Raw genomic sequence first — 18,895 nt, 5'->3', positions numbered from 1 at the left:
GAACAGTCGTCGAGACCGGCTGCTGACCATCTCGACTTAGCAGGAGGCCAACGCATGAACGTCACGATCTACCACAACCCCGCCTGCGGCACTTCACGCAACACGCTTGCGATGATCCGCAACGCCGGTATCGAACCGACTGTGGTCGAGTATCTGCAGGCGCCGCCATCGCGGCAGGAACTCCAGAAGATGATCACTGACGCCGGCCTGACGGTTCGTGACGTGATCCGCGAAAAAGGCACGCCCTATGCGGAACTCGGGCTCGCGGACCCCACACTCAGCGACGAACGCCTGCTCGACGCGATGATGGAACATCCTATTCTCATCAACCGCCCCTTCGTGGTGACGCCGATCGGCACGTGGCTTTGCCGCCCGTCCGAACTGGTGCTCGGGATCCTGCCCGACACGCACAAGGGCCCGTTCTCGAAGGAGGACGGGGAGCCGGTTCTCGATGACAACGGAAAACGCGTAGCGGGCGCGTGATATCGCCGCCGGCGGCGGCACTTGCGCAGCGCCTAAACCGGAATCGACTGAAGGAGTTTGCTACAGATCTAAAGTGCTGCGGTGATTTGTGCCGGTCTCATAAGCGGTGCGCGGCCGGAGTACGACACCCGATTGCGACGGGTGCCGTGATCGTATTGCAAAGGCCGTGTGCCCCGGCTTATCGCGGGAATTCGAGGCCCATTTCGCGGAAGCGCTCGGGATCGTCGCCCCAGTTCTCGCGCACCTTGACGAAGAGGAACAGGTGCACCGGCTGCTCGAGGATCTCGGAGATCTCCTTGCGCGATGCCGTCGAAATCGCCTTGATCGCATCGCCATTCTTGCCAAGCGCGATCTTCTTCTGGCTCTCGCGCTCGACGTAGATCACCTGTTCGATGCGAACCGATCCGTCCTTGCGCTCTTCCCACTTCTCGGTTTCGACATGCGAGGCATAGGGAAGTTCCTGATGCAGGCGCAGGAACAGCTTCTCGCGAGTGATTTCAGCCGCGAGCTGGCGCATCGGCAGATCGGAAATCTGATCCTCCGGGTAGTACCAGGGGCCTTCCGGCAAGGTTTCGGCGAGGTAGTCCATCAGATCCTTGCAACCCGACCCGTTCAGCGCCGAGATCATGAAGGTACGTTCGAACTTGATCGTCTCGTTGGCCGCAGCCGCGAGCTTCAAGAGATCTTCTGGACGCACCTGATCGATCTTGTTCAACACCAGGATCTTCGGCTGGTGCACTTCCTTCAGCCCCTCGAGGATCGCTTCCGCATCACCCTTCAGGCCACGCTCGCTATCGATCAGGAGCATGATCACGTCGGCGTCCTTGGCTCCACCCCAGGCGGTCGTAACCATGGCGCGGTCGAGCCGGCGGCGCGGCTTGAAGATGCCGGGAGTGTCCATGAAGACGATCTGGGCGTTGTCGTGGATGGCGATGCCGCGCACGATCGCGCGCGTGGTCTGCACCTTGTGGCTGACGATCGACACCTTGGCGCCGACGAGGCGGTTGACCAGGGTCGACTTGCCTGCGTTGGTCGCGCCGATCAGCGCCACGAAGCCCGAGTGGGTCGGCGCGCCTTCGGCGGCCGTATCTTTTTCCATATCCGTCATTTTTTCCGTCAATTTCCGGCGGAATTTTTCCGCCACACGCCTTCGCGTTCCAGCAATTTCATCGCGGCGATCTGCTCGGCGCCACGCTTGGACCTGTCGATCCCGGTCTCCGGCGCGACCCCCGAGATCTCCACGGTTACCGTGAAGCGAGGATCATGGTCCGGGCCGGAACGGTCGTCCGTCCTGTATGACGGCGCAATGCCGAACTTGGCATGCGCCCATTCCTGCAATTCGGTCTTCGCATCGCGGCGCGCACCGTCGGCGCGTACTGCCCGATCCTTCCAGTGGCGCAGCACGAAGCCGCGCGCAGCCTCAAGGCCCCCATCGAGATAGATGGCGGCGATGAGCGACTCTACCACATCGGCGCGCACATTCATCATCGCCTTGCCGGTAATCTTCTTGACGTCGGAACCGGTCCGGATGAACTGGTGCAGCTCCATATCGTCGGCGACCTTGGCGCAGCTTTCGGCGCTGACGAGTTGGTTCAGCCTTACCGACAGTTCGCCTTCATTTGCGTCGCGAAAGGTCTGGAACAGAAGTTCGGCAACGCACAGCCCCAGAACCCGGTCGCCCAGGAACTCCAGCCGCTGATAGTTGGAGCCCTTGGCACTACGGGCGCTGGAATGGGTGAGCGCCCGATCCAGGCGCTCCTTCTCAGCAAACTGATAGCCAATCACGGTCTCGAGCTTTGCCCGATCCTCCGCGCTTAGCGACCGCGACTTCATTATTCGACCGCCTTGAACAGACGATCGTAACGCAGGTTCGCCGGCCACTTCCAGATTTCGCGGAACGAGGTGTCGTTGCCAAGCGAGAAGAAGATCATGCTGGCGCGGCCGACCAAGTTTTCGGCCGGAACGAAGCCGACGTCGAAGCGGCTGTCAGCCGAATTGTCGCGGTTGTCGCCCATCATGAAGTAATGGCCGGCCGGCACGATGAATTCGCGGGTGTTGTCGCCGCGCGAATCCGGGAACTGGTCGAGCGTGTCGTAGGACACACCGTTGTCCATCGTTTCGCGATAGACCGGGACGTCGCCGCCGGTATCGTACTGGTCGTCGGCACGGAACGCACCGTCCGGCGCGCGGTCGACCGGCTTGTCGTTGATGTAGAGGATGCTGTTGCGCACCTGGACACGATCACCCGGCAGGCCGACCAGGCGCTTGATGTAATCGATGTCGGGGTTCGGCGGGAAGCGGAAGACGACGATGTCTCCACGCTTCGGCTCGCTTGCGAAAATGCGGCCGGAGAACAGGTCGGGAGAAAGCGGAAGCGAATACTTGGAGAAGCCGTAGGCGAACTTGTTGACGAAGATGTAGTCGCCAACGAGCAGAGTCGGCATCATCGAGCCCGAGGGAATGGTGAAGGGCTGAAAGAGAACCGTACGGATGACCACGGCCAGGAGCAGCGCCTGGATAACGACCTTCACGTTTTCCCAGAGACCGCTCTGCTTCGCTTCTGTCTTTTCTGCCACGCTTTTGTCTTCCTTTATCATGGCAACGCCCTCACCGGGGCTTGCTCTCAACTTTCTTCCGCAGTTTTGATCCCACATTCAAACTGCGTTGAACCCGGTCTCATATGCTGCAGACTGCCTGCCCTTCAATCGCCGCAGACCGGGTTTTCCAGCGGAATGCTCTAAACCGTTCCCTCAACCGGAGCAACGGGCAGTGCTTCGATAATCACGAAGGCCTGCGCCAGAGGAAAATCATCGGTAATCGTCAGGTGAATGGCTGCCCGGTGATGGGGCGGCAGCATCTGCGCCAGACGCTCGGCCGCACCACCGGTGAGGTTCATTGTCGGCTTGCCGCCGGGCAAATTGATGACGCCCATGTCTTTCCAGAAGACGCCCTGCGCGAGACCGGTGCCGAGCGCCTTCGAACAGGCTTCCTTGGCGGCGAACCGCTTGGCATAGGACGCAGCCCTGTTTTTCCGGCCCTCGGACTTGGCAATTTCGATGTCTGTGAAACAGCGCTGCACGAAGCGCTCGCCGAAGCGGGAAAGCGAGTTTTCGATCCGCCTGATATCGATCAGGTCGCTGCCTATGCCTATGATCATGAGGAAGGTCCGAGGTCTTTTGTGCGTGCCCGGCGTCGCTTCTGAAAGATGCGAGCCGCGTGGTAAGACGCAAGATAGGAAATCACCGCGCCGGCCGCGGCCAGCGGCAGGGAGCCGACAAGCATCGGCTTGAAGACCGGTCCCCAGAGAGCGGAGAGGTCCAGGTGCTCGACCATGCGCATGACGTCGCTGCTGCTGGCGGCGTGCGCACTTTCGACCCCCAGAATGGCGGTCCCCAGCTCATAGGACGCAGTCAAGATCATCGGGATCGTCACCGGGTTGGCAAGCGCGGTGGTGATCGCCGCGGCAACCAGATTACCTGAGAAGACGAAGGCCAGGGCAACGGCTATGATGATGTGCAGGCCGAAAAACGGCGTGAACGACGATGCCGCACCCGCAGCCACCCCGATAGCAATCGAATGCGGTGTCGATGAGAGGCGCAAAATCCTCAAGGCGATGTAGCGCGGGCCACGCCGAAAGCCCTTGCGCGGCCAAAGGAGTGCGCGGAGCCTTTCGGAAATCGTGACCGGTTTTCTACGTCTGAATAACATTCTGCCGTCATGACCGCATCTTGGAGCCGTCAATCGGCACAAGACGGCGCGTCCGCCTGTTTGCTGGCCGCAAGATAGGCGTCATGCCCTCTGCTTGCAACCCGCTGGCGCGCCGCGCATATGTCGCAGGCGAGCCATTCACCGAACGCATGGCTTCAGCATCCCGCCCTGAGACGGGACGCGATCGACTTAGTAGTTGCGGAACAGGCCGCGATCGATCTGGCGCTGACGGTATTCGAGATCGATACGATCGACCGAGCTATTGAGATAGGCGAGCTCGCGCTCTTCCTGAGTGGGGACGCGCAATGCGCGGGTGATCTTCTTCAACTGATTGAACATGGCAAACCTCTTTGTTTACCTCCCGAAACAGAAGATAGTTTAGAGGTCTCTTTTCCACCAGTTCCAGGAAATGGCGGCAGCCATGCAGCCACAGCATGCCTTGCCGCTTTGCCATGCACCCGCTGCCTGTTTTTGAGGCAGCCGCATTCAGAACAGCCCCACCGATGGGCACGACAGCCTTGCAGGCCGCCGCGCCGTTCGGCCTATTCGAAGAGACGCTTCACCATGGACACGCTCGGAAGCTCCTTGAGCTGCGTGATCAGGTGGTTGAGCTGACGCAGATCCCAGACCTCCAGATCGAACTGGAGTTCGCTGAAGTCGGCAGCCACGCGCCCCATCGACAATGAACGAATGTTGACGTCGCTGGTCGCGATCGCCTGGGCCACTTCCGCCAGGGTTCCGGGCTCGTTCAGAGCGCTGATTGCAATCCGAGCGATGAAGCGGCTGCTGTTGGCTTCGTCCAGATCCCAGCGCACGTCGATCCAGCGCTCCGGCTCGTCGTCGAACTTCTGCAGGATCGGCGACTGGATCGGATAGATCGTGATGCCCTTGTCCTTCTCCATGATGCCGACGATACGATCGCCGGGTATGGCGCCGGCAGGACTGAAGTGAACCTCGGCATTGCCGGAGAGGCCACGAATCGGAAGCGCTTCCGGCCCTTCGACCTGTGCTGCGCCGTTCGCGTCCTTACCACGACCCGGCAATTTGAACACCATGCCGGCGGCGCTGCGCATGTTGAACCAGCCATCGTCGGCGCTGGGCTTCACCGTCACGCGCTCATCCTGATGGTCCGGGAAGACGGCGCGCAGCACGTCGAGCGACGAGAGCTCGCCGCGACCGACCGCAGCGATGGCGTCCTCGACTTCCTTCTGACCTAGACGATGCAGGGCCGGTTTCAGCGCTTCGCGCGAAAACGACTTGCCGGCGCGCTCGAAAGTGCGCTCCAGAATGCGATAGCCGAGACCGGCATATTGCTTGCGAATGGCGGCACGCGTCGCGCGGCGGATGGCCGAGCGCGCCTTGCCGGTGACGACAATCTCTTCCCAAGCCGGCGGCGGCACCTGGATGCCGGAGCGGATGATCTCCACCTCGTCGCCGTTGTTGAGACGCGTGACCAGCGGCATGATGCGGCCATTGATCTTCGCACCGACGCAGGTGTCGCCAATGTTGGTGTGCACCGCATAGGCAAAGTCGATCGGCGTCGCGCCGCGCGGTAGCGCGATCAGCTGTCCCTTGGGCGTGAAGCAGAACACCTGATCCTGGAACAGCTCGAGCTTGGTGTGCTCGAGGAATTCTTCGGGGTTATCCCCCTCGGCAAGGGATTCGATCGTACGCCGCAGCCAGGAATAGGCGTTCGAGGTCGGCGACAAGGCCGGATCCGTCGAGTTCCCCTCCCCGTCCTTGTAGAGCGAATGGGCCGCGATACCGTATTCGGCGATGTCGTTCATGCGCCGTGTGCGGATCTGCAGCTCGATGCGCTGGCGCGAGGGGCCGACGATCGTCGTGTGGATCGACTGATAGTCATTCTGCTTCGGCGTCGAGATGTAGTCCTTGAAGCGACCGGGAACGACCCGCCAGCGGGTGTGGACGATACCGAGCGCCCGGTAGCAGGACGGGATGTCGTCGACGATGATACGGAAACCCCAGACGTCCGAGAGCTGTTCGAAGGACAGCGACTTCGACTGCATCTTGCGGAAGACGGAATAGGGTTTCTTTTGCCGGCCTTTGACCTGTGCAGCCTTCAGGCCTTCCGCCTGAAGCAACTCCCGCAATTCGTCTTCGATCTTCTTGATCAAACCTTCGTTGCGCTGCGAAAGCTCTTCCAGCCGCCGGGTGACGGTCTCGAAAGCTTCCGGATTGATATGGCGGAACGAGAGGTTTTCGAGCTCCTCGCGCATATCCTGCATACCCATGCGGCCGGCGAGCGGCGCATAGATATCCATCGTTTCCTCAGAGATGCGGGCGCGTTTTTCCGCCGACATGTGATCGAGCGTGCGCATATTGTGCAGCCGGTCAGCAAGCTTGACCAGCAACACGCGCACATCGTCCGAGATCGCCAGCAGCAGTTTGCGCAGGTTTTCGGCCTGCTTGGCCTTCTTGGTGACGAGATCGAGCTTCTTGATCTTCGTCAGTCCCTCGACAAGCGCACCGATGTCCTCGCCGAAGAGGTCATCAATCTCCTGACGGGTCGCCGTCGTGTCTTCGATGGTGTCGTGAAGAAGTGCGACCGCAATCGTCGACTCGTCGAGCCGCATTTCCGTCAGGATCGCCGCCACTTCAAGGGGATGAGAGATATAGGGATCGCCGCTTGCCCGCTTCTGCTGGCCATGCTTTTGCATCGCATAGACGTAAGCCTTGTTCAGCAAGGCTTCATTGACGTCGGGCTTGTATTTTTGCACGCGCTCAACGAGCTCGTATTGGCGCATCATTCGCTGGCGGTCCTCTAGATCAGGATGATTTTCTTATAAGTTAGAGCGGGATGCGGGCGGACGACCGCATACACATTTCCTCATCCCACTCTAGAAGAAATCAATAAAAAAGTGCGCCAATCATACGAGTGGCGCACTGCTTTGAAAACACGCAGGAACGGGCGTTCCGCGAAAGATCTCAGTAGTCGTCGCTCTTTTCCGGCGGCACAAGACCTTCGATGCCGGCCAGCAGCTCCTCTTCCGACATGCGGTCGAAAGTGATCGCTTCCGGCTGGTCTTCGTCCTCGGCAACTTCGGTAAACGTGGTTTCCGTTTCCGACTGCAGCAGCGAAGCCGGATCCGGCTCGGGCTCGTCCACCTCGACGTGCTTCTGCAGCGAGTGGATCAGATCTTCCTTGAGGTCGCCGGGAGAAAGGGTCTCATCGGCGATCTCGCGAAGCGCTACGACCGGGTTCTTGTCGTTGTCGCGGTCGATGGTGATGGCGGCACCCTGGGAGATCAGGCGCGCGCGGTGGCTGGCAAGCAGAACGAGTTCGAAACGGTTATCGACCTTGTCGATGCAATCTTCGACGGTGACGCGGGCCATTGCCTGTCCTTTTGGGCTCGAAGCGCGGCGGCATTGCCGCTGCACGGATTGACGACACGAAACCGGAACAGCCGTCTAGCGACGGCCTCGTCGGCTCCGATTTCTGGAATTAGCCGCCCGGATACAATCAAAACAAGACAAGTTCAAGTTTTTCCTTCGAGGGACGCTCACGTAACGTCACACTTCGTGATAAAATGCGATCCTAATGGGCTGGAAAACCTTACTCACAAACACCTGGTTGCATCGCAGACCGCGACGCCAAAACGCTTGGTAGAAAAGGCATTCCACGGATGTGGACTATCTATAGCAACTGCTAAAACTAGCTATATTCGCGAGCGCTCTGCTGGAATAATGCAATGCCTAGCCTACATTATTTGCAATATCAGCAATTATTAATGTAAACGACTTATTTTTGCGTATCGGCCGGCAGCGGGCACTGGATGCGCCGGCATTGAAAAGGAAAGACGATGTTTGATCCCCGCGAAAAGATCGCACTTTTTATCGACGGCGCAAATCTCTACGCGGCATCGAAGAGTCTCGGCTTCGACATCGACTATCGCAAACTCCTGAAAGCATTTCAGAAACGCGGCTATCTGCTGCGCGCCTACTACTACACCGCACTCATCGAAGATCAGGAATATTCTTCGATCCGCCCACTGATCGATTGGCTAGACTACAACGGTTACAAGGTCGTGACGAAGCCGGCCAAGGAATTCACCGACTCACTTGGTCGCCGCAAGATCAAGGGCAATATGGACATCGAACTTGCAATCGATGCCATGGAACAGTCTGAAACGGTCGATCACCTCGTCATCTTTTCCGGTGATGGCGATTTCACAACGCTCGTCGAAGCCCTGCAGCGCCGCGGCCGCAAGGTTTCCGTTGTCTCGACGATGTCGACCCAGCCGCCAATGATCGCTGACGACCTGCGCCGTCAGGCGGATCATTTCATCGATCTCGCCACCCTGCGGGCAGAGATCGGTCGCGAGCCTTCCGAACGCACGCCGCGCCATGCCCCCGAGCCGGTGGCGGACCCCGTCGAGATCTGATGCGCGACGATCGCAGGAACTGCCGTTTCAAGGCGTCAGTGCGTATCGTAAATCAAAAGAACAAGTGAAGGCTCTGGGCATGCGGTGGCAGCGTATGACGCGCAGCCGGCCGCACATCTTCCTAGATCGCCCGCCGTTTTCGTGGGAATTAATGCAAGCCGACTTGGCGCCCAAGGATCGCTAGCCGCGATCCTTCAGCAGACGGCTTTTCTGCCGATTCCAATCGCGCTCTTTCGCGCTCTCGCGCTTGTCGTGCAGTTTCTTGCCCTTGCCGAGCGCCAACTCGAGCTTGGCCCGGCCCCGCTCGTTGAAATAGATGCGCAGCGGGATCAGCGACATGCCTTCGCGGTTGACCGCGCCCTGAAGGCGATTGACTTCGCGCTTCGACAGAAGCAGCTTCCGCCGACGCCGCGTTTCGTGGTTGAAGCGGTTCGCCTGCAGATATTCCGGCAGATAGGAGTTGATCAGCCAGATCTCTCCGCCTTCGTCCGTCGCATAGGATTCAGCAATGTTGGCCTTGCCTTCGCGCAGCGACTTGACCTCGGTGCCGGTCAAAACCAGACCGGCCTCGTAGGTGTCGACGATCTCATAGTTGAAGCGGGCCTTCCGGTTTTCCGCCACAACCTTGTTGACCGTGCGCTGGCTTCCTTTGGGTGCCATCAGTTCATCAATCCTGCATGCCTGAGGGCCGCGTCGATCGCCGCTTCGGTTGCCGGCTCGAGCGTCGACAGCAGCGGCGAGCGCACGGCGCGGCTCATCCGGCCGAGGCGGTTCAGCGCATACTTCGCGCCGCAAAGGCCGGGCTCCATGAAGATCGCCTTGTGCAGCGGCATCAGCTTGTCCTGATAGTCGAGCGCCTTGGCGAACTCACCGGCAAGCGTTGCCTCCTGGAACTCGGCGCAAAGCCGCGGAGCCACATTAGCCGTGACGGAAATGCAGCCAACACCACCATGGGCATTGAAGCCGAGGGCGGTCGCGTCCTCGCCGGAAAGCTGCACGAAATCGGGGCCGCAGGCCATGCGCTGTTCGGATACGCGCTCGATCTTGCCGGTGGCATCCTTGACACCGATGATGTTCGAATAGGCCTTGGCAAGCGCGGCCATGGTCTCGACGCTCATATCCACGACCGAACGGCCGGGAATGTTGTAGATAACGATCGGCAGCTTCACGCTTTCGGCGATCGCGGCAAAATGCGCGAAGAGGCCCTTCTGCGTTGGCTTGTTGTAGTAAGGCGTGACTACGAGGATCGCGTCGGCACCAGCCTGTTCGGCATGCTGCGCGAGCTCGATCGCTTCCGTCGTGTTGTTGGAGCCGGCGCCGGCGATCACCGGCACCCGCTTGGCGGCTGCCTCGATGCAGAGTTCGACGACTTTCTTGTGCTCGTCATGGGAAAGGGTCGGAGACTCGCCGGTGGTTCCGACCGGCACGAGACCATGGCTGCCCTCTTTTATCTGCCATTCCACATGCGCGACGAAACCATCCGCATCCACCGCGCCGGTCGCGGTGAACGGTGTTACGAGAGCGGGAATGGAACCCTTGAACATGCACAACTCCTGACGGCGCAAAGACGCAAAATGCACTCATGCTTTGGCCGTAATCGACGGTTAAAAAACTGCCGCACCATAATCATGTGAGGAGGCTGCGGCAAGCGTCGTGACACGGCATTTCACGCCGGTTTTCGTGCAAAAGCTTGACGTTCAGCCCGCATAATGGTCCCGCTCCGCCTTGGGCGTGGGGCGGCAAGGTGCGATTGCCATGATCAATATTGGCCGCTAGTCTTGCCTCAGACAATCCGGCGGCAGATGAATGTGAGACACGGGGAACACGGCCTCTTGATGCGCGGATCAAACTTTCTGCCTGTCGCCGCCATCATCGGCGCTGCGTTGCTCACGTCGCCGGCGTTCAGTTCCGAAACGCTGGAGCGAATACCGGTTCCGGCTCGCAAACCCGTCATGTCGGGGAAAGCTGCGCAAATTGCCACCGACGAGACCACCAATGCCATTCCGGCGATCGTTGCTCCAATAAACAGCGATCTGAAGACGGGTCTCGACGCTCTGTCCAACCGGCAGCCGGCGGCCGCGATTGCCGTTCGCAATGCCATGAGCCGCGATGCGCTCGACCGGCATATCCTGACCTGGGCGATTGCCGTTTCCGGCCAGCGCGGCATTCCTTCCTTTGAGATCGCCGACGCCCAGCGCGAACTTCAGGGATGGCCCGGCTTGAAATCCCTGCGTGCCAATTCGGAGCGCGCCCTTTTTCGCGAAAATCCGCCGGCGGCCGATGTCCTTGCCGCCTTTGGCAACACCCAGCCTGAGACGACCGAAGGAACCCTCATTTTGGCGCGCGCGCTTGTCGCCCAGGGACAAACAGAAGCTGCCGCGAAACGCTTGCGCGGTATCTGGCAACGGGATGGGCTCGACAAGGATATGGAGGGCCTGATCCTGGCTGAGTTCTCCGGTCTGCTGACGCCAGCCGATCATCAGCGGCGCATGGCCATGCTCCTTTACCGCAACCGCGTCGAACAGGCCGAGCGCTTTGGCGATCTCGGCAAGGCACAGTCACTCTATCGTGCCTGGGCAGCGGTCAATCGCGGCAACGACAAGGCCGATGCGCTGATCGCGGCGGTCGATCCCTCCTGGCGCAAGGATCCGGCTTACCTCTTCATTCAGATCGAATCCTTGCGAAAGCAGAAAAAATACGAGGAGGCGGCCAAGCTTCTTGCCCGTATGCCGAAGGACAGAGGGGTGCTCGTCAATCCTGGCGAATGGTGGGTCGAGCAGCGCGTCGTTAGCCGAGGCCTGCTCGACGCGGGCGACTTCAAGGGCGCCTACCGGATCGCGGCCAGCCATCTGGCAACGGAGGCGACCGATGTCGTCGACGCCGAATTCCACGCCGGCTGGTACGCATTGCGCGGCATGGAAGATCCGGCGATCGCAGCGCGCCACTTCCGCCGCATCCTCGACTTTTCAAACCGTCCGCTTTCCGCCTCTCGCGCCTGGTATTGGCTGGGCCGTTCGGCCGAGGCCGGCGGACCGGGCAATGCCAGCGAATATTTCGCCAATGCGGCTCGCTACCCCGGAACCTTCTATGGGCAACTTGCAGCCGCCCGGCTTGGCCGCAAGACGTTGAACGTCGCCTACCCTGCCCCATCGGCGAACGACCGGGCACAGTTCGAGAACCGTGAGGCAGTGCGCGCGATCTCCCGCCTTGAAAGCGCCGGCCACGCCTGGCGCGCCGACAGCCTCTACCGTGCGCTTGCCGAAGAACTGACCAGTCCCGGCGAGCTCGCTCTGCTTTCGGCGCGCGCAGAGAAGGCCGGAAACCACCAGCTCTCGCTCCAGGTCGGCAAGATCGCATTCGGACGCGGCATCGATGTCGCGGCCCTCGCCTTTCCCGTCGGCGTGATTCCTTCGAGCGCCAATATCGACGGTTCCGGCAAGGCGCTTGCCTATGCGATCGCGCGGCAGGAAAGCGCCTTCAATCCCGCAGCCATCTCAACCGCCAATGCCCGCGGCCTGCTGCAACTGATGCCGGGTACAGCCAAGGGCGTCGCCAGTCGCTATGGCCTCGCGTATTCGCAGGATCGGCTGACCAGCGATGCGGGCTACAACGCCACGCTCGGCGCTCATTACCTCGGCGAACAGATCAGCAGCTTCGGCGGCTCCTATATCCTAACCTTCATTGCTTATAACGCCGGGCCGCGCCGTGTACCGGAGTGGCTTGGCCGCTATGGCGACCCACGCGGCAAGCCGATCGACGAAGTCGTCGACTGGATCGAGCGCATTCCATTCCAGGAGACCCGCAATTATGTGCAGCGGGTCATGGAAAACTATCAGGTTTACAAGTCGAGGCTCGGGCAGAAGGCCGACATCGTCGAGGACCTGAGGATGGGGCGCCAATAGCCGGCGCGACCTAGGCCGTTCAAATAATCGTGATGACTGCGGGCGGCACAAAGTGCGGCCTAAGCCATTACCCTTCTGAAGGTTCGATCTTTCCTGAAGGAAATGGTGAACACAATGAAGACCTTATCCATCCTCGCGCTGTCTTTGGCGACGGCAATGAGCAGCATTACGCCTGCCGGTGCGTTCCCGATCGCTCCGCAGGTGTCGCGAACGAGCGACGTCCAGAAGGCTCAGTTCCAATACGAGCGCGGCGAGGAACGCAAGAACCGCTCCAGTTGCGCCGTCCCCTATTGCGAACTTCAAGGCCGACGTGGCAGCTATCGTGATCGCGATTATCGCGATCGGCACGGATACTATCGGGATGGCTATTACCGGGATGGCTACTATCGCGACCGATACCGCCACCATCACAACAATGACGCTGGCGCTTTCATCGGCGGACTTGCGGCCGGCGCGATCGTAGGCGGCTTGATTAGCCAGCCGCGGTACTACAACGGGCCGCGAGCAGTCAGCGGTGACGCGCATACGCGTTGGTGCTACGCCCGCTATCGTTCTTATCGCGCCTGGGACAACTCGTATCAGCCTTATGGCGGTCCGCGGCGTCAGTGCGGTTCACCTTATTGATTGCAAGTGACCGCTTTCGCGGTGAAGCCATTTCGCGGCTTTCAGCCCTGCGTTCGCGAGCGCGTCAATCGCGGGCGAACGCGTGCTCAGTGTGTCAGCACTAAGGCTATGCCTTGCCCTTTCCCCTTGAGCAGCTACCATCCTGCCAACATCAGGGTGGAGTGTGACGATGGATGAAGACGGGTTTCGGGAACACCGCTTCCCCGCAACGGATGGCTTACAACTCTATGCCCGGAGCTATCCCCCTGCTCGCCCCACAGCGGCACTCCCTGTCATATGCTTGCCGGGCCTCACACGCAACAGCCGTGATTTTCACGAGCTCGCGAACTTTCTCGCTTCGCCGTCCGGGGGCGGACACACCGTCTTTTCGTTCGACTATCGCGGTCGCGGCGGCTCGGCACGAGACGCCGACAAGAGCCACTACTCGATTGCGGTCGAAACAAACGACATCATCACGGCTTGCGCCCATCTGGACATCGATCGCGCAGTTTTCATCGGCACATCCCGCGGAGGGCTGATCCTGCACCACCTCGTCGGTGTCGCGCCTGGCCTTATCGCAGGCACGGTGCTGAATGACATTGGACCAGTGATCGAAATCCACGGCCTGCTGGCTATCCGCGACTATCTCAACAAGGAGCCGAGTGAGGCGATAAGCTGGGTGACAGCGCCTGGGTATCTGAAGAACCTGCACGGGGCCGATTTCCCGTTTCTCAGCGACCGCGAATGGCTGCAGATGGCAAGGGCGATCTATCGCGATCAGGACGACGTTCCCGTGCCCGACTTTGATCCCGCCATAGCGCACCAACTGCTGGGTCTCACCGCTGAAACACCGTTACCTGCTCTTTGGCTGCAATTCGATGCCCTCTCTCAAATGCCGCTTTTAGGCATCCGAGGCCAGTATTCCCGGGTTCTGTCGGAAGCAACATTGCAGGAAATGAGCAGTCGACATCCTGACATGGCGGAGTTCACCGCGCTCGGTCAGGGCCACGCACCGCTTTTGCATCTCGACGGCTCTCGACAGGCAATTGCTTCCTTCCTCTCGGGCTACGCACTAGGGCGTTAGTGCCGAGCCCGGCGATCACCGCCACGGCAAGCGGATCAACGGACCATTGGCTTCAGCAAGCACAGGCCCCGGCAAATAGTCGGCCGCAGGCTGCCACCGCACGGCAGGATACTTCCAAACGAAAAACCCGGCTCGAAAGCCGGGTTTCTCTCTTCTGACCGAGGTCAGACGATCTTAGAAGTCGCGCTGCAGACGGACGAAGCCGAATACCTGATCGTCAGCGTTGTCAGCATCTTCATACTGAACCGAAACGCGGGTCGCGAGACCTTCGGTGATCTTGTAGTCGAGCGTTACGCCAGCGCGCCATGCGTCGTCGTTGCCGAAGCTGGTGACCGAGTCCTGCAGGCTACCGAAGTACTGAACGCCGGGGGTGATGGCGAGCTTGTCGGTGGCGTTGAAGCGGTACGAAGCTGCAACGGACCACTCGGAAGCATTCCAGTAGGTGTTCGGGTCAGAAGCCCATACACCAGCGATCTGGAAGACGCCCGGACCGAGGTCAGCCGAGAGCAGAGCGCGGATCGCGCCTTCTTCCCATTCGGTGTCGTAGCCGCCGAGCAGGTCGAAGGAAACGCCGCCGACCGAAGCCGAAACGATACCCGAGATGCCTACGCCGTTAGCCTTGGTGGACCAGCCCTCGAGCTCATCAACCGAGATACCAGCCTGGAACGAACCGCCGTCATAGAGGTAAGCGATCGAGTTGAACTCGGTGACGTTGCCGAGCGAGTCGGTTTCGCCGTTGATGCCCTTATCCCACCAGTTGTAGAAGAAGCCGGCCTTGAGGCCACCGAGCTGGATGTAGGCTTCGTCGACGTCGATGAAGCTATCGCCTTCGTCGGTGTCGTTGTCGGCGTTGAACTCAGCAGCGAAGAAGCCGGTGAGCGTGCCGTACTCGGTGTCGCTCTTGGCGTCGAACGAGATGTAAGCGCGCGAGAAGGCATCCCAGTCAGACGTGGAGTAGTTCGGACCAGCGAGGCCACCGAAACGATGGTTTGCCTGGTTGTAACGGCTCTGCGAGGCGTTGTCACCGAACGAGGTCTGGAAACGGATGAAGCCGCCGATCTTGAGGCAGGTTTCAGTGCCCGGGATGTAGAAGTAGCCAGTGCCGAAAGCGTCGCAAACGCGAACGTATTCCATGGGCTCCGGCTCGGCTGCGACGATTGCGTCTGCTGCCTGTGCGCCGGAAACTGCTGCGAGAGCAGCAGCGGAGCCGAGAAGAAGGCTCTTGATGTTCATTTCTGACCTCCAGTCAGAATCGGAAGGTTTTCCGCATCTGACTGGGTCTGTTCTCATCTCGATCTCAGCGCCGGGTGAGAACGAATCCGGCCTCATTGGACGAGCTCGAGCGGGGTTTGGAGAGAGGTGTGCGGGTTATTTCAAATGGCGTTCAAGCACCGGCACGCACATGTCGAGATCGTGTGAGGCGAGGTGTGCGTAACGCATGGTCATTTCAAGAGTCTGGTGACCGAGCCACATTTGAACTCGCCGAAGGTCGATGCCGCCACGCACGAGACGAGACGCGCACGTATGCCGCAGGACGTGTGGAACGATATCCTCTTCATCGCCCAGCCCGGCGTCTAGCTTGGCTGCATTCCAGACCGCGCGATATTTTTGAGGGTCGACCGATGAGAACGGTCCGGGAGATCTATCAGCAAGTGCGTCCATTGCGTCTTTTGCCCTGGAAGTCAGCGGTACCGTGCGGCTGCGACCAGATTTGGTGACCCAGAAGGTCACTCTGCCCTCATAAATGTCATTCCATTTCAGAGCGATGGATTCGCCGAGGCGGGCGCCGGTGTCCACCAGGAAAATGGAAAGCTGCAAATAGAGATCTGAACGACTGCCGATCTGTCGAAACAACGCTTCTTCTTCGGCTGCCTCCAGGAATCGCAGGCGACCGGCTCTCTCTTTTTGCCGCCTGAACTCTGGTAAGCTGTGGATGTCTCCCATCTTGTACGCTTTCCGCAGCAACTTACTCAGCGCCGCCATCTTCCTGTTGATGGTTGCGTTGCTGTTGCCACGTTTGCGTAGCGCGCCGATGAGGCTGTCGAGCATGTCTTGTGAGAAGGTGGTGAACCTGACGCCGATCAAAATCTCGTCCAGTTCGCCGACGAAGGCTTTTACGTTATATTTGTGGCTGCCCTCTTCCCACAATATATCGGCATAGCGCTGAAGCAGTTCACCCAGTGTGGTTTCTTTCACCACGCCGACTGGGCGTTGCGGGCTGAAACTATAGCTGACCTCATATCCCGAACGCATATCCGGAAAGTTGAAGCCGTCCGCCTGTTTTTCAGCGTCCCGTCCCACGCTCGCAGTTCCCCCTCATTCTCGCGAATGAGGCCGAGAAACCGGCTGCGTTCAAGCCAGCGCTTTCACCTTTGGGCGATTTCAGCGACTCGAAGCAGGTAAACGTTGCGAAACAGCAACAGCCCGCAACTCTTCCGAGTTGCGGGCTTCGCTTCTGACCGAGGTCAGACGATCTTAGAAGTCGCGCTGCAGGCGGACGAAGCCGAGAACCTGGTCGTCAGCGTTGTCAGCATCTTCATACTGAACCGAAACGCGGGTCGCGAGGCCTTCGGTGATCTTGTAGTCGACCGTCAGACCAGCGCGCCACATGTCGTCGTTGCCGAAGCTGGTGAGCGAGTCCTGCAGGCTACCCCAGTACTGAACGCCGGGGGTGATAGCGAGCTTGTCGGTGGCGTTCCAACGGTACGAAGCAGCAACCGACCACTCGGAAGCAGCCCAGTAAGCGTTCGGGTCGGAAGCCCAGATGCCAGCAACCTGGAAGACGCCCGGGCCGAGGTCAGCCGAGAGCAGAGCGCGGATTGCGCCTTCTTCGAATTCAGAGTCGTAGCCGCCGAGCAGGTCGAAGGAAACGCCGCCGAGCGAAGCCGAAACGATACCCTGGACGCCAATGCCGTTCGGCTTGGTGGAGAGGCCTTCGAGTTCGTCGATGGCGATACCAGCCTGGAACGAGCCGCCGTCATAGAGGTAGGCGATCGAGTTGAATTCGGTGTTGTTGCCGATCGAGTCGGTTTCGCCGTTCAGGCCCTCATCCCACCAGCTGTAGAAGAAGCCGGCCTTCAGGCCGCCCAGCTGGATGTAGGCTTCGTCGACGTCGATGCGGCTGTCGCCAGCGTCGGTGTCGTTGTCGGCGTTGAACTCAGCAGCGAAGAAGCCGGTGAGCGTGCCGTACTCGGTGTCGCTCTTGGCGTCGAACGAGATGTAAGCGCGCGAGAAGGCATCCCAGTCAGACGTGCCAGCCGGGCCCCAGCCCTGACGACCGTTGACTTCGTTTTCACCAAACGAGGTCTGGAAACGGATGAAGCCGCCGATCTTGAGGCAGGTTTCGGTGCCCGGGATGTAGAAGTAGCCAGTGCCGAAAGCGTCGCAAACGCGAACGTATTCCATGGGCTCCGGCTCGGCTGCGACGATGGCGTCGGCTGCCTGTGCGCCGGAAACTGCTGCGAGAGCTGCAGCGGAGCCGAGAAGAAGGCTCTTGATGTTCATTTCTGACCTCCAGTCAAAAGTTTCAAACGGGTCTGGGTATTTTGCTGAAGGACAGCTTTCCCTGCCCCATCCCCAACGTTCAAGAAGTCGGACGATCAACCGCCCTTGCTTCCGGAGTTGAAAATACAAGACCGGATCATCGGCGCAACGTCCAACTAACGAGATCGCGTGCTTTGCGTCGCCCTTCGCCGAACCCTGTTGCTGAAACGACACAAAATCGCCGCAGACCCCAGAAGAAAATTAACAAAGCATTAAGAAAACCCTTTGACGGCAGGGGTTTAGCCTAGGGGGACTACCCATCGGCTGTTCCAGAAAGAGGCAGAAAGCTGCCCAAAATGGGGGAAAGCGCGGCCACAAACGGCAAGTTCGCCTCGACAGCAAGCGGCTAAAACAGCATTCGCTCCAAGAAATGAGAACGGGATGGACCACCCGACTCCGAAAGATTCATCAGAATCAACGTCGAGATTCGCAAACAAGACGCATCGGTGATTCTAGCGCAGCGAGAATCGCGGCCACCGCGGCGAGAACAGAGCGTCCATTAACGAACCAAACCTACAGAGAGCCTGAGCAACGATCGATGCCTTAGCGAGCGAGAGAGTGAGGTGGGTGCGATGGCGCGGACGTCAACGATCCGACTGCGAACCCGTCGGCGATGAGCCAAGGCAATAGACGCCTGCCGAACGCTCAGGATTTTGCAAACACCATTTGCGAGATTTTCAGGAGCCTCTAACCGACTGGCTCCAACGCTCAGCGCGCTGCTTCAGTCCGCTACCAAGTTGGCGAGGTCACGACGCTGCCCAGAAGAAGAGGTCCCGCGTGCCACCAACAACCGGCCCGGCGCTATGCCGGCCACCCAACCCTTGGGATCAAGAAGATATTCGTGTTTTCGGATCTCGCAAGGGAATGGCGGAGAAGAAGGGATTCGAACCCTCGATACCGTTTCCGGTATACTCCCTTAGCAGGGGAGCGCCTTCGACCACTCGGCCACCTCTCCGTTAGCGCCTGACTAGTGTCACTCAGCGGCCAATGCAAGATTTTTTTGTCGGTTTCCGGGAATTCCTCTCATTTTCATGTGGGTCCTGCCGGCAGGAAGCGAAGGTGTGGGCGAAGCAACAAGCTATTCCCGCAGAAAAGCGGGGGACATGGGCACCCTTTCGAGATTTGCGTCGACCGATTCCCACACCTGGTGAGAACGAACCCAAGTCCGC

General features: G+C 59.8%; 18 protein-coding genes and 1 tRNA gene. 5 read left to right on the top strand and 14 right to left on the bottom strand.

Going from position 1 to position 18,895, the window contains the following annotated elements; genetic code table 11:
• Nucleotides 1-54: 54 nt before the first annotated feature.
• Entirely contained in the window at nucleotides 55-483 is a 429-nt protein-coding gene (gene arsC, locus LAC81_RS04045) for an arsenate reductase (glutaredoxin) (protein ID WP_223726816.1), read from the top strand.
• A gap of 178 nt (nucleotides 484-661) precedes the next feature.
• Here the strand turns inward: arsC and era are convergent, their stop codons facing one another.
• The 8 genes from era to rpoZ form a co-directional block, all read right to left on the bottom strand.
• Nucleotides 662-1,591, bottom strand: a complete 930-nt coding sequence (gene era / locus LAC81_RS04040) for a GTPase Era (RefSeq protein ID WP_057252807.1) — start codon at nucleotides 1,589-1,591, stop codon at nucleotides 662-664.
• An 8-nt stretch (nucleotides 1,592-1,599) separates the two neighbouring features.
• Nucleotides 1,600-2,316: a ribonuclease III gene (gene rnc, locus LAC81_RS04035; protein ID WP_113541510.1), complete on the bottom strand. Its 717-nt coding sequence runs from the start codon at nucleotides 2,314-2,316 to the stop codon at nucleotides 1,600-1,602.
• Nucleotides 2,316-3,059: a signal peptidase I gene (gene lepB, locus LAC81_RS04030; RefSeq protein ID WP_113541539.1), complete on the bottom strand. Its 744-nt coding sequence runs from the start codon at nucleotides 3,057-3,059 to the stop codon at nucleotides 2,316-2,318. Before lepB ends, rnc begins: the two co-directional genes overlap by 1 nt.
• Nucleotides 3,060-3,220: 161 nt before the next feature.
• A complete protein-coding gene (gene acpS, locus LAC81_RS04025) occupies nucleotides 3,221-3,640 on the bottom strand; it encodes a holo-ACP synthase (RefSeq protein ID WP_113541511.1) in 420 nt (139 codons plus the stop codon).
• Nucleotides 3,637-4,191, bottom strand: a complete 555-nt coding sequence (locus LAC81_RS04020) for a DUF2062 domain-containing protein (protein ID WP_223726815.1) — start codon at nucleotides 4,189-4,191, stop codon at nucleotides 3,637-3,639. Before LAC81_RS04020 ends, acpS begins: the two co-directional genes overlap by 4 nt.
• Before the next feature lie 189 nt (nucleotides 4,192-4,380).
• Nucleotides 4,381-4,530, bottom strand: a complete 150-nt coding sequence (locus LAC81_RS04015) for a DUF3563 family protein (RefSeq protein WP_065377015.1) — start codon at nucleotides 4,528-4,530, stop codon at nucleotides 4,381-4,383.
• A gap of 203 nt (nucleotides 4,531-4,733) precedes the next feature.
• A complete protein-coding gene (locus LAC81_RS04010; protein WP_223726814.1) occupies nucleotides 4,734-6,959 on the bottom strand; it encodes a RelA/SpoT family protein in 2,226 nt (741 codons plus the stop codon).
• Between the two features lie 178 nt (nucleotides 6,960-7,137).
• A complete protein-coding gene (gene rpoZ, locus LAC81_RS04005; protein ID WP_113541515.1) occupies nucleotides 7,138-7,545 on the bottom strand; it encodes a DNA-directed RNA polymerase subunit omega in 408 nt (135 codons plus the stop codon).
• A gap of 467 nt (nucleotides 7,546-8,012) precedes the next feature.
• Between rpoZ and LAC81_RS04000 the strand changes: the two genes are divergently transcribed.
• Entirely contained in the window at nucleotides 8,013-8,594 is a 582-nt protein-coding gene (locus LAC81_RS04000) for an NYN domain-containing protein (protein ID WP_223726813.1), read from the top strand.
• Nucleotides 8,595-8,774: 180 nt separating this feature from the next.
• Here the strand turns inward: LAC81_RS04000 and smpB are convergent, their stop codons facing one another.
• Together smpB and dapA are read right to left on the bottom strand one after the other, a co-directional pair.
• A complete protein-coding gene (gene smpB, locus LAC81_RS03995) occupies nucleotides 8,775-9,254 on the bottom strand; it encodes an SsrA-binding protein SmpB (RefSeq protein WP_113541517.1) in 480 nt (159 codons plus the stop codon).
• Nucleotides 9,254-10,138: a 4-hydroxy-tetrahydrodipicolinate synthase gene (gene dapA, locus LAC81_RS03990; protein ID WP_223726812.1), complete on the bottom strand. Its 885-nt coding sequence runs from the start codon at nucleotides 10,136-10,138 to the stop codon at nucleotides 9,254-9,256. Before dapA ends, smpB begins: the two co-directional genes overlap by 1 nt.
• Nucleotides 10,139-10,429: 291 nt before the next feature.
• Between dapA and LAC81_RS03985 the strand changes: the two genes are divergently transcribed.
• The 3 genes from LAC81_RS03985 to LAC81_RS03975 all read left to right on the top strand — a co-directional run bounded on the left by LAC81_RS03985 (nucleotide 10,430) and on the right by LAC81_RS03975 (nucleotide 14,183).
• Nucleotides 10,430-12,496 (top strand): lytic transglycosylase domain-containing protein, encoded by a 2,067-nt coding sequence (locus tag LAC81_RS03985; protein ID WP_223726811.1) that lies wholly within the window; start codon nucleotides 10,430-10,432, stop codon nucleotides 12,494-12,496.
• A gap of 114 nt (nucleotides 12,497-12,610) precedes the next feature.
• A complete protein-coding gene (locus tag LAC81_RS03980; protein WP_223726810.1) occupies nucleotides 12,611-13,120 on the top strand; it encodes a BA14K family protein in 510 nt (169 codons plus the stop codon).
• 169 nt (nucleotides 13,121-13,289) lie between these two features.
• Nucleotides 13,290-14,183 carry an alpha/beta fold hydrolase gene (locus tag LAC81_RS03975; RefSeq protein WP_223726809.1) on the top strand — a complete coding sequence of 298 codons (894 nt, stop codon included), beginning with the start codon at nucleotides 13,290-13,292 and terminating at the stop codon, nucleotides 14,181-14,183.
• A gap of 174 nt (nucleotides 14,184-14,357) precedes the next feature.
• Here the strand turns inward: LAC81_RS03975 and LAC81_RS03970 are convergent, their stop codons facing one another.
• From LAC81_RS03970 to LAC81_RS03955, 4 genes are all read right to left on the bottom strand, one after another.
• A complete protein-coding gene (locus LAC81_RS03970; protein WP_223726808.1) occupies nucleotides 14,358-15,416 on the bottom strand; it encodes a porin in 1,059 nt (352 codons plus the stop codon).
• Between the two features lie 135 nt (nucleotides 15,417-15,551).
• Nucleotides 15,552-16,484 carry a tyrosine-type recombinase/integrase gene (locus LAC81_RS03965; RefSeq protein WP_223726807.1) on the bottom strand — a complete coding sequence of 311 codons (933 nt, stop codon included), beginning with the start codon at nucleotides 16,482-16,484 and terminating at the stop codon, nucleotides 15,552-15,554.
• Between the two features lie 174 nt (nucleotides 16,485-16,658).
• The gene (locus LAC81_RS03960) at nucleotides 16,659-17,687 is read right to left on the bottom strand and encodes a porin (protein WP_223726806.1); all 1,029 of its coding nucleotides are present in this window, start codon (nucleotides 17,685-17,687) and stop codon (nucleotides 16,659-16,661) included.
• Between the two features lie 904 nt (nucleotides 17,688-18,591).
• Nucleotides 18,592-18,681 (bottom strand) — tRNA-Ser (locus tag LAC81_RS03955).
• Between the last annotated feature and the right edge of the window lie 214 nt (nucleotides 18,682-18,895).

The sequence above is a fragment of the Ensifer adhaerens genome (genome assembly GCF_020035535.1).
Classification (GTDB): Bacteria; Pseudomonadota; Alphaproteobacteria; order Rhizobiales; family Rhizobiaceae; genus Ensifer.
This window is presented reverse-complemented; position numbering and strand designations above follow the sequence as displayed.

Coding starts and splice junctions, on each gene's coding strand:
- LAC81_RS03980 (WP_223726810.1), top strand. CDS start 12,611: ATGAAGACCTTATCCATCCTCGCGCTGTCTTTGGCGACGGCAATGAGC.
- rpoZ (WP_113541515.1), bottom strand. CDS start 7,545: ATGGCCCGCGTCACCGTCGAAGATTGCATCGACAAGGTCGATAACCGT.
- acpS (WP_113541511.1), bottom strand. CDS start 3,640: ATGATCATAGGCATAGGCAGCGACCTGATCGATATCAGGCGGATCGAA.
- LAC81_RS04000 (WP_223726813.1), top strand. CDS start 8,013: ATGTTTGATCCCCGCGAAAAGATCGCACTTTTTATCGACGGCGCAAAT.
- LAC81_RS03970 (WP_223726808.1), bottom strand. CDS start 15,416: ATGAACATCAAGAGCCTTCTTCTCGGCTCCGCTGCTGCTCTCGCAGCA.
- LAC81_RS03975 (WP_223726809.1), top strand. CDS start 13,290: ATGGATGAAGACGGGTTTCGGGAACACCGCTTCCCCGCAACGGATGGC.
- LAC81_RS04010 (WP_223726814.1), bottom strand. CDS start 6,959: ATGATGCGCCAATACGAGCTCGTTGAGCGCGTGCAAAAATACAAGCCC.
- smpB (WP_113541517.1), bottom strand. CDS start 9,254: ATGGCACCCAAAGGAAGCCAGCGCACGGTCAACAAGGTTGTGGCGGAA.
- LAC81_RS03985 (WP_223726811.1), top strand. CDS start 10,430: ATGCGCGGATCAAACTTTCTGCCTGTCGCCGCCATCATCGGCGCTGCG.
- LAC81_RS03960 (WP_223726806.1), bottom strand. CDS start 17,687: ATGAACATCAAGAGCCTTCTTCTCGGCTCCGCTGCAGCTCTCGCAGCA.
- era (WP_057252807.1), bottom strand. CDS start 1,591: ATGACGGATATGGAAAAAGATACGGCCGCCGAAGGCGCGCCGACCCAC.
- rnc (WP_113541510.1), bottom strand. CDS start 2,316: ATGAAGTCGCGGTCGCTAAGCGCGGAGGATCGGGCAAAGCTCGAGACC.
- LAC81_RS04020 (WP_223726815.1), bottom strand. CDS start 4,191: ATGTTATTCAGACGTAGAAAACCGGTCACGATTTCCGAAAGGCTCCGC.
- dapA (WP_223726812.1), bottom strand. CDS start 10,138: ATGTTCAAGGGTTCCATTCCCGCTCTCGTAACACCGTTCACCGCGACC.
- arsC (WP_223726816.1), top strand. CDS start 55: ATGAACGTCACGATCTACCACAACCCCGCCTGCGGCACTTCACGCAAC.
- LAC81_RS04015 (WP_065377015.1), bottom strand. CDS start 4,530: ATGTTCAATCAGTTGAAGAAGATCACCCGCGCATTGCGCGTCCCCACT.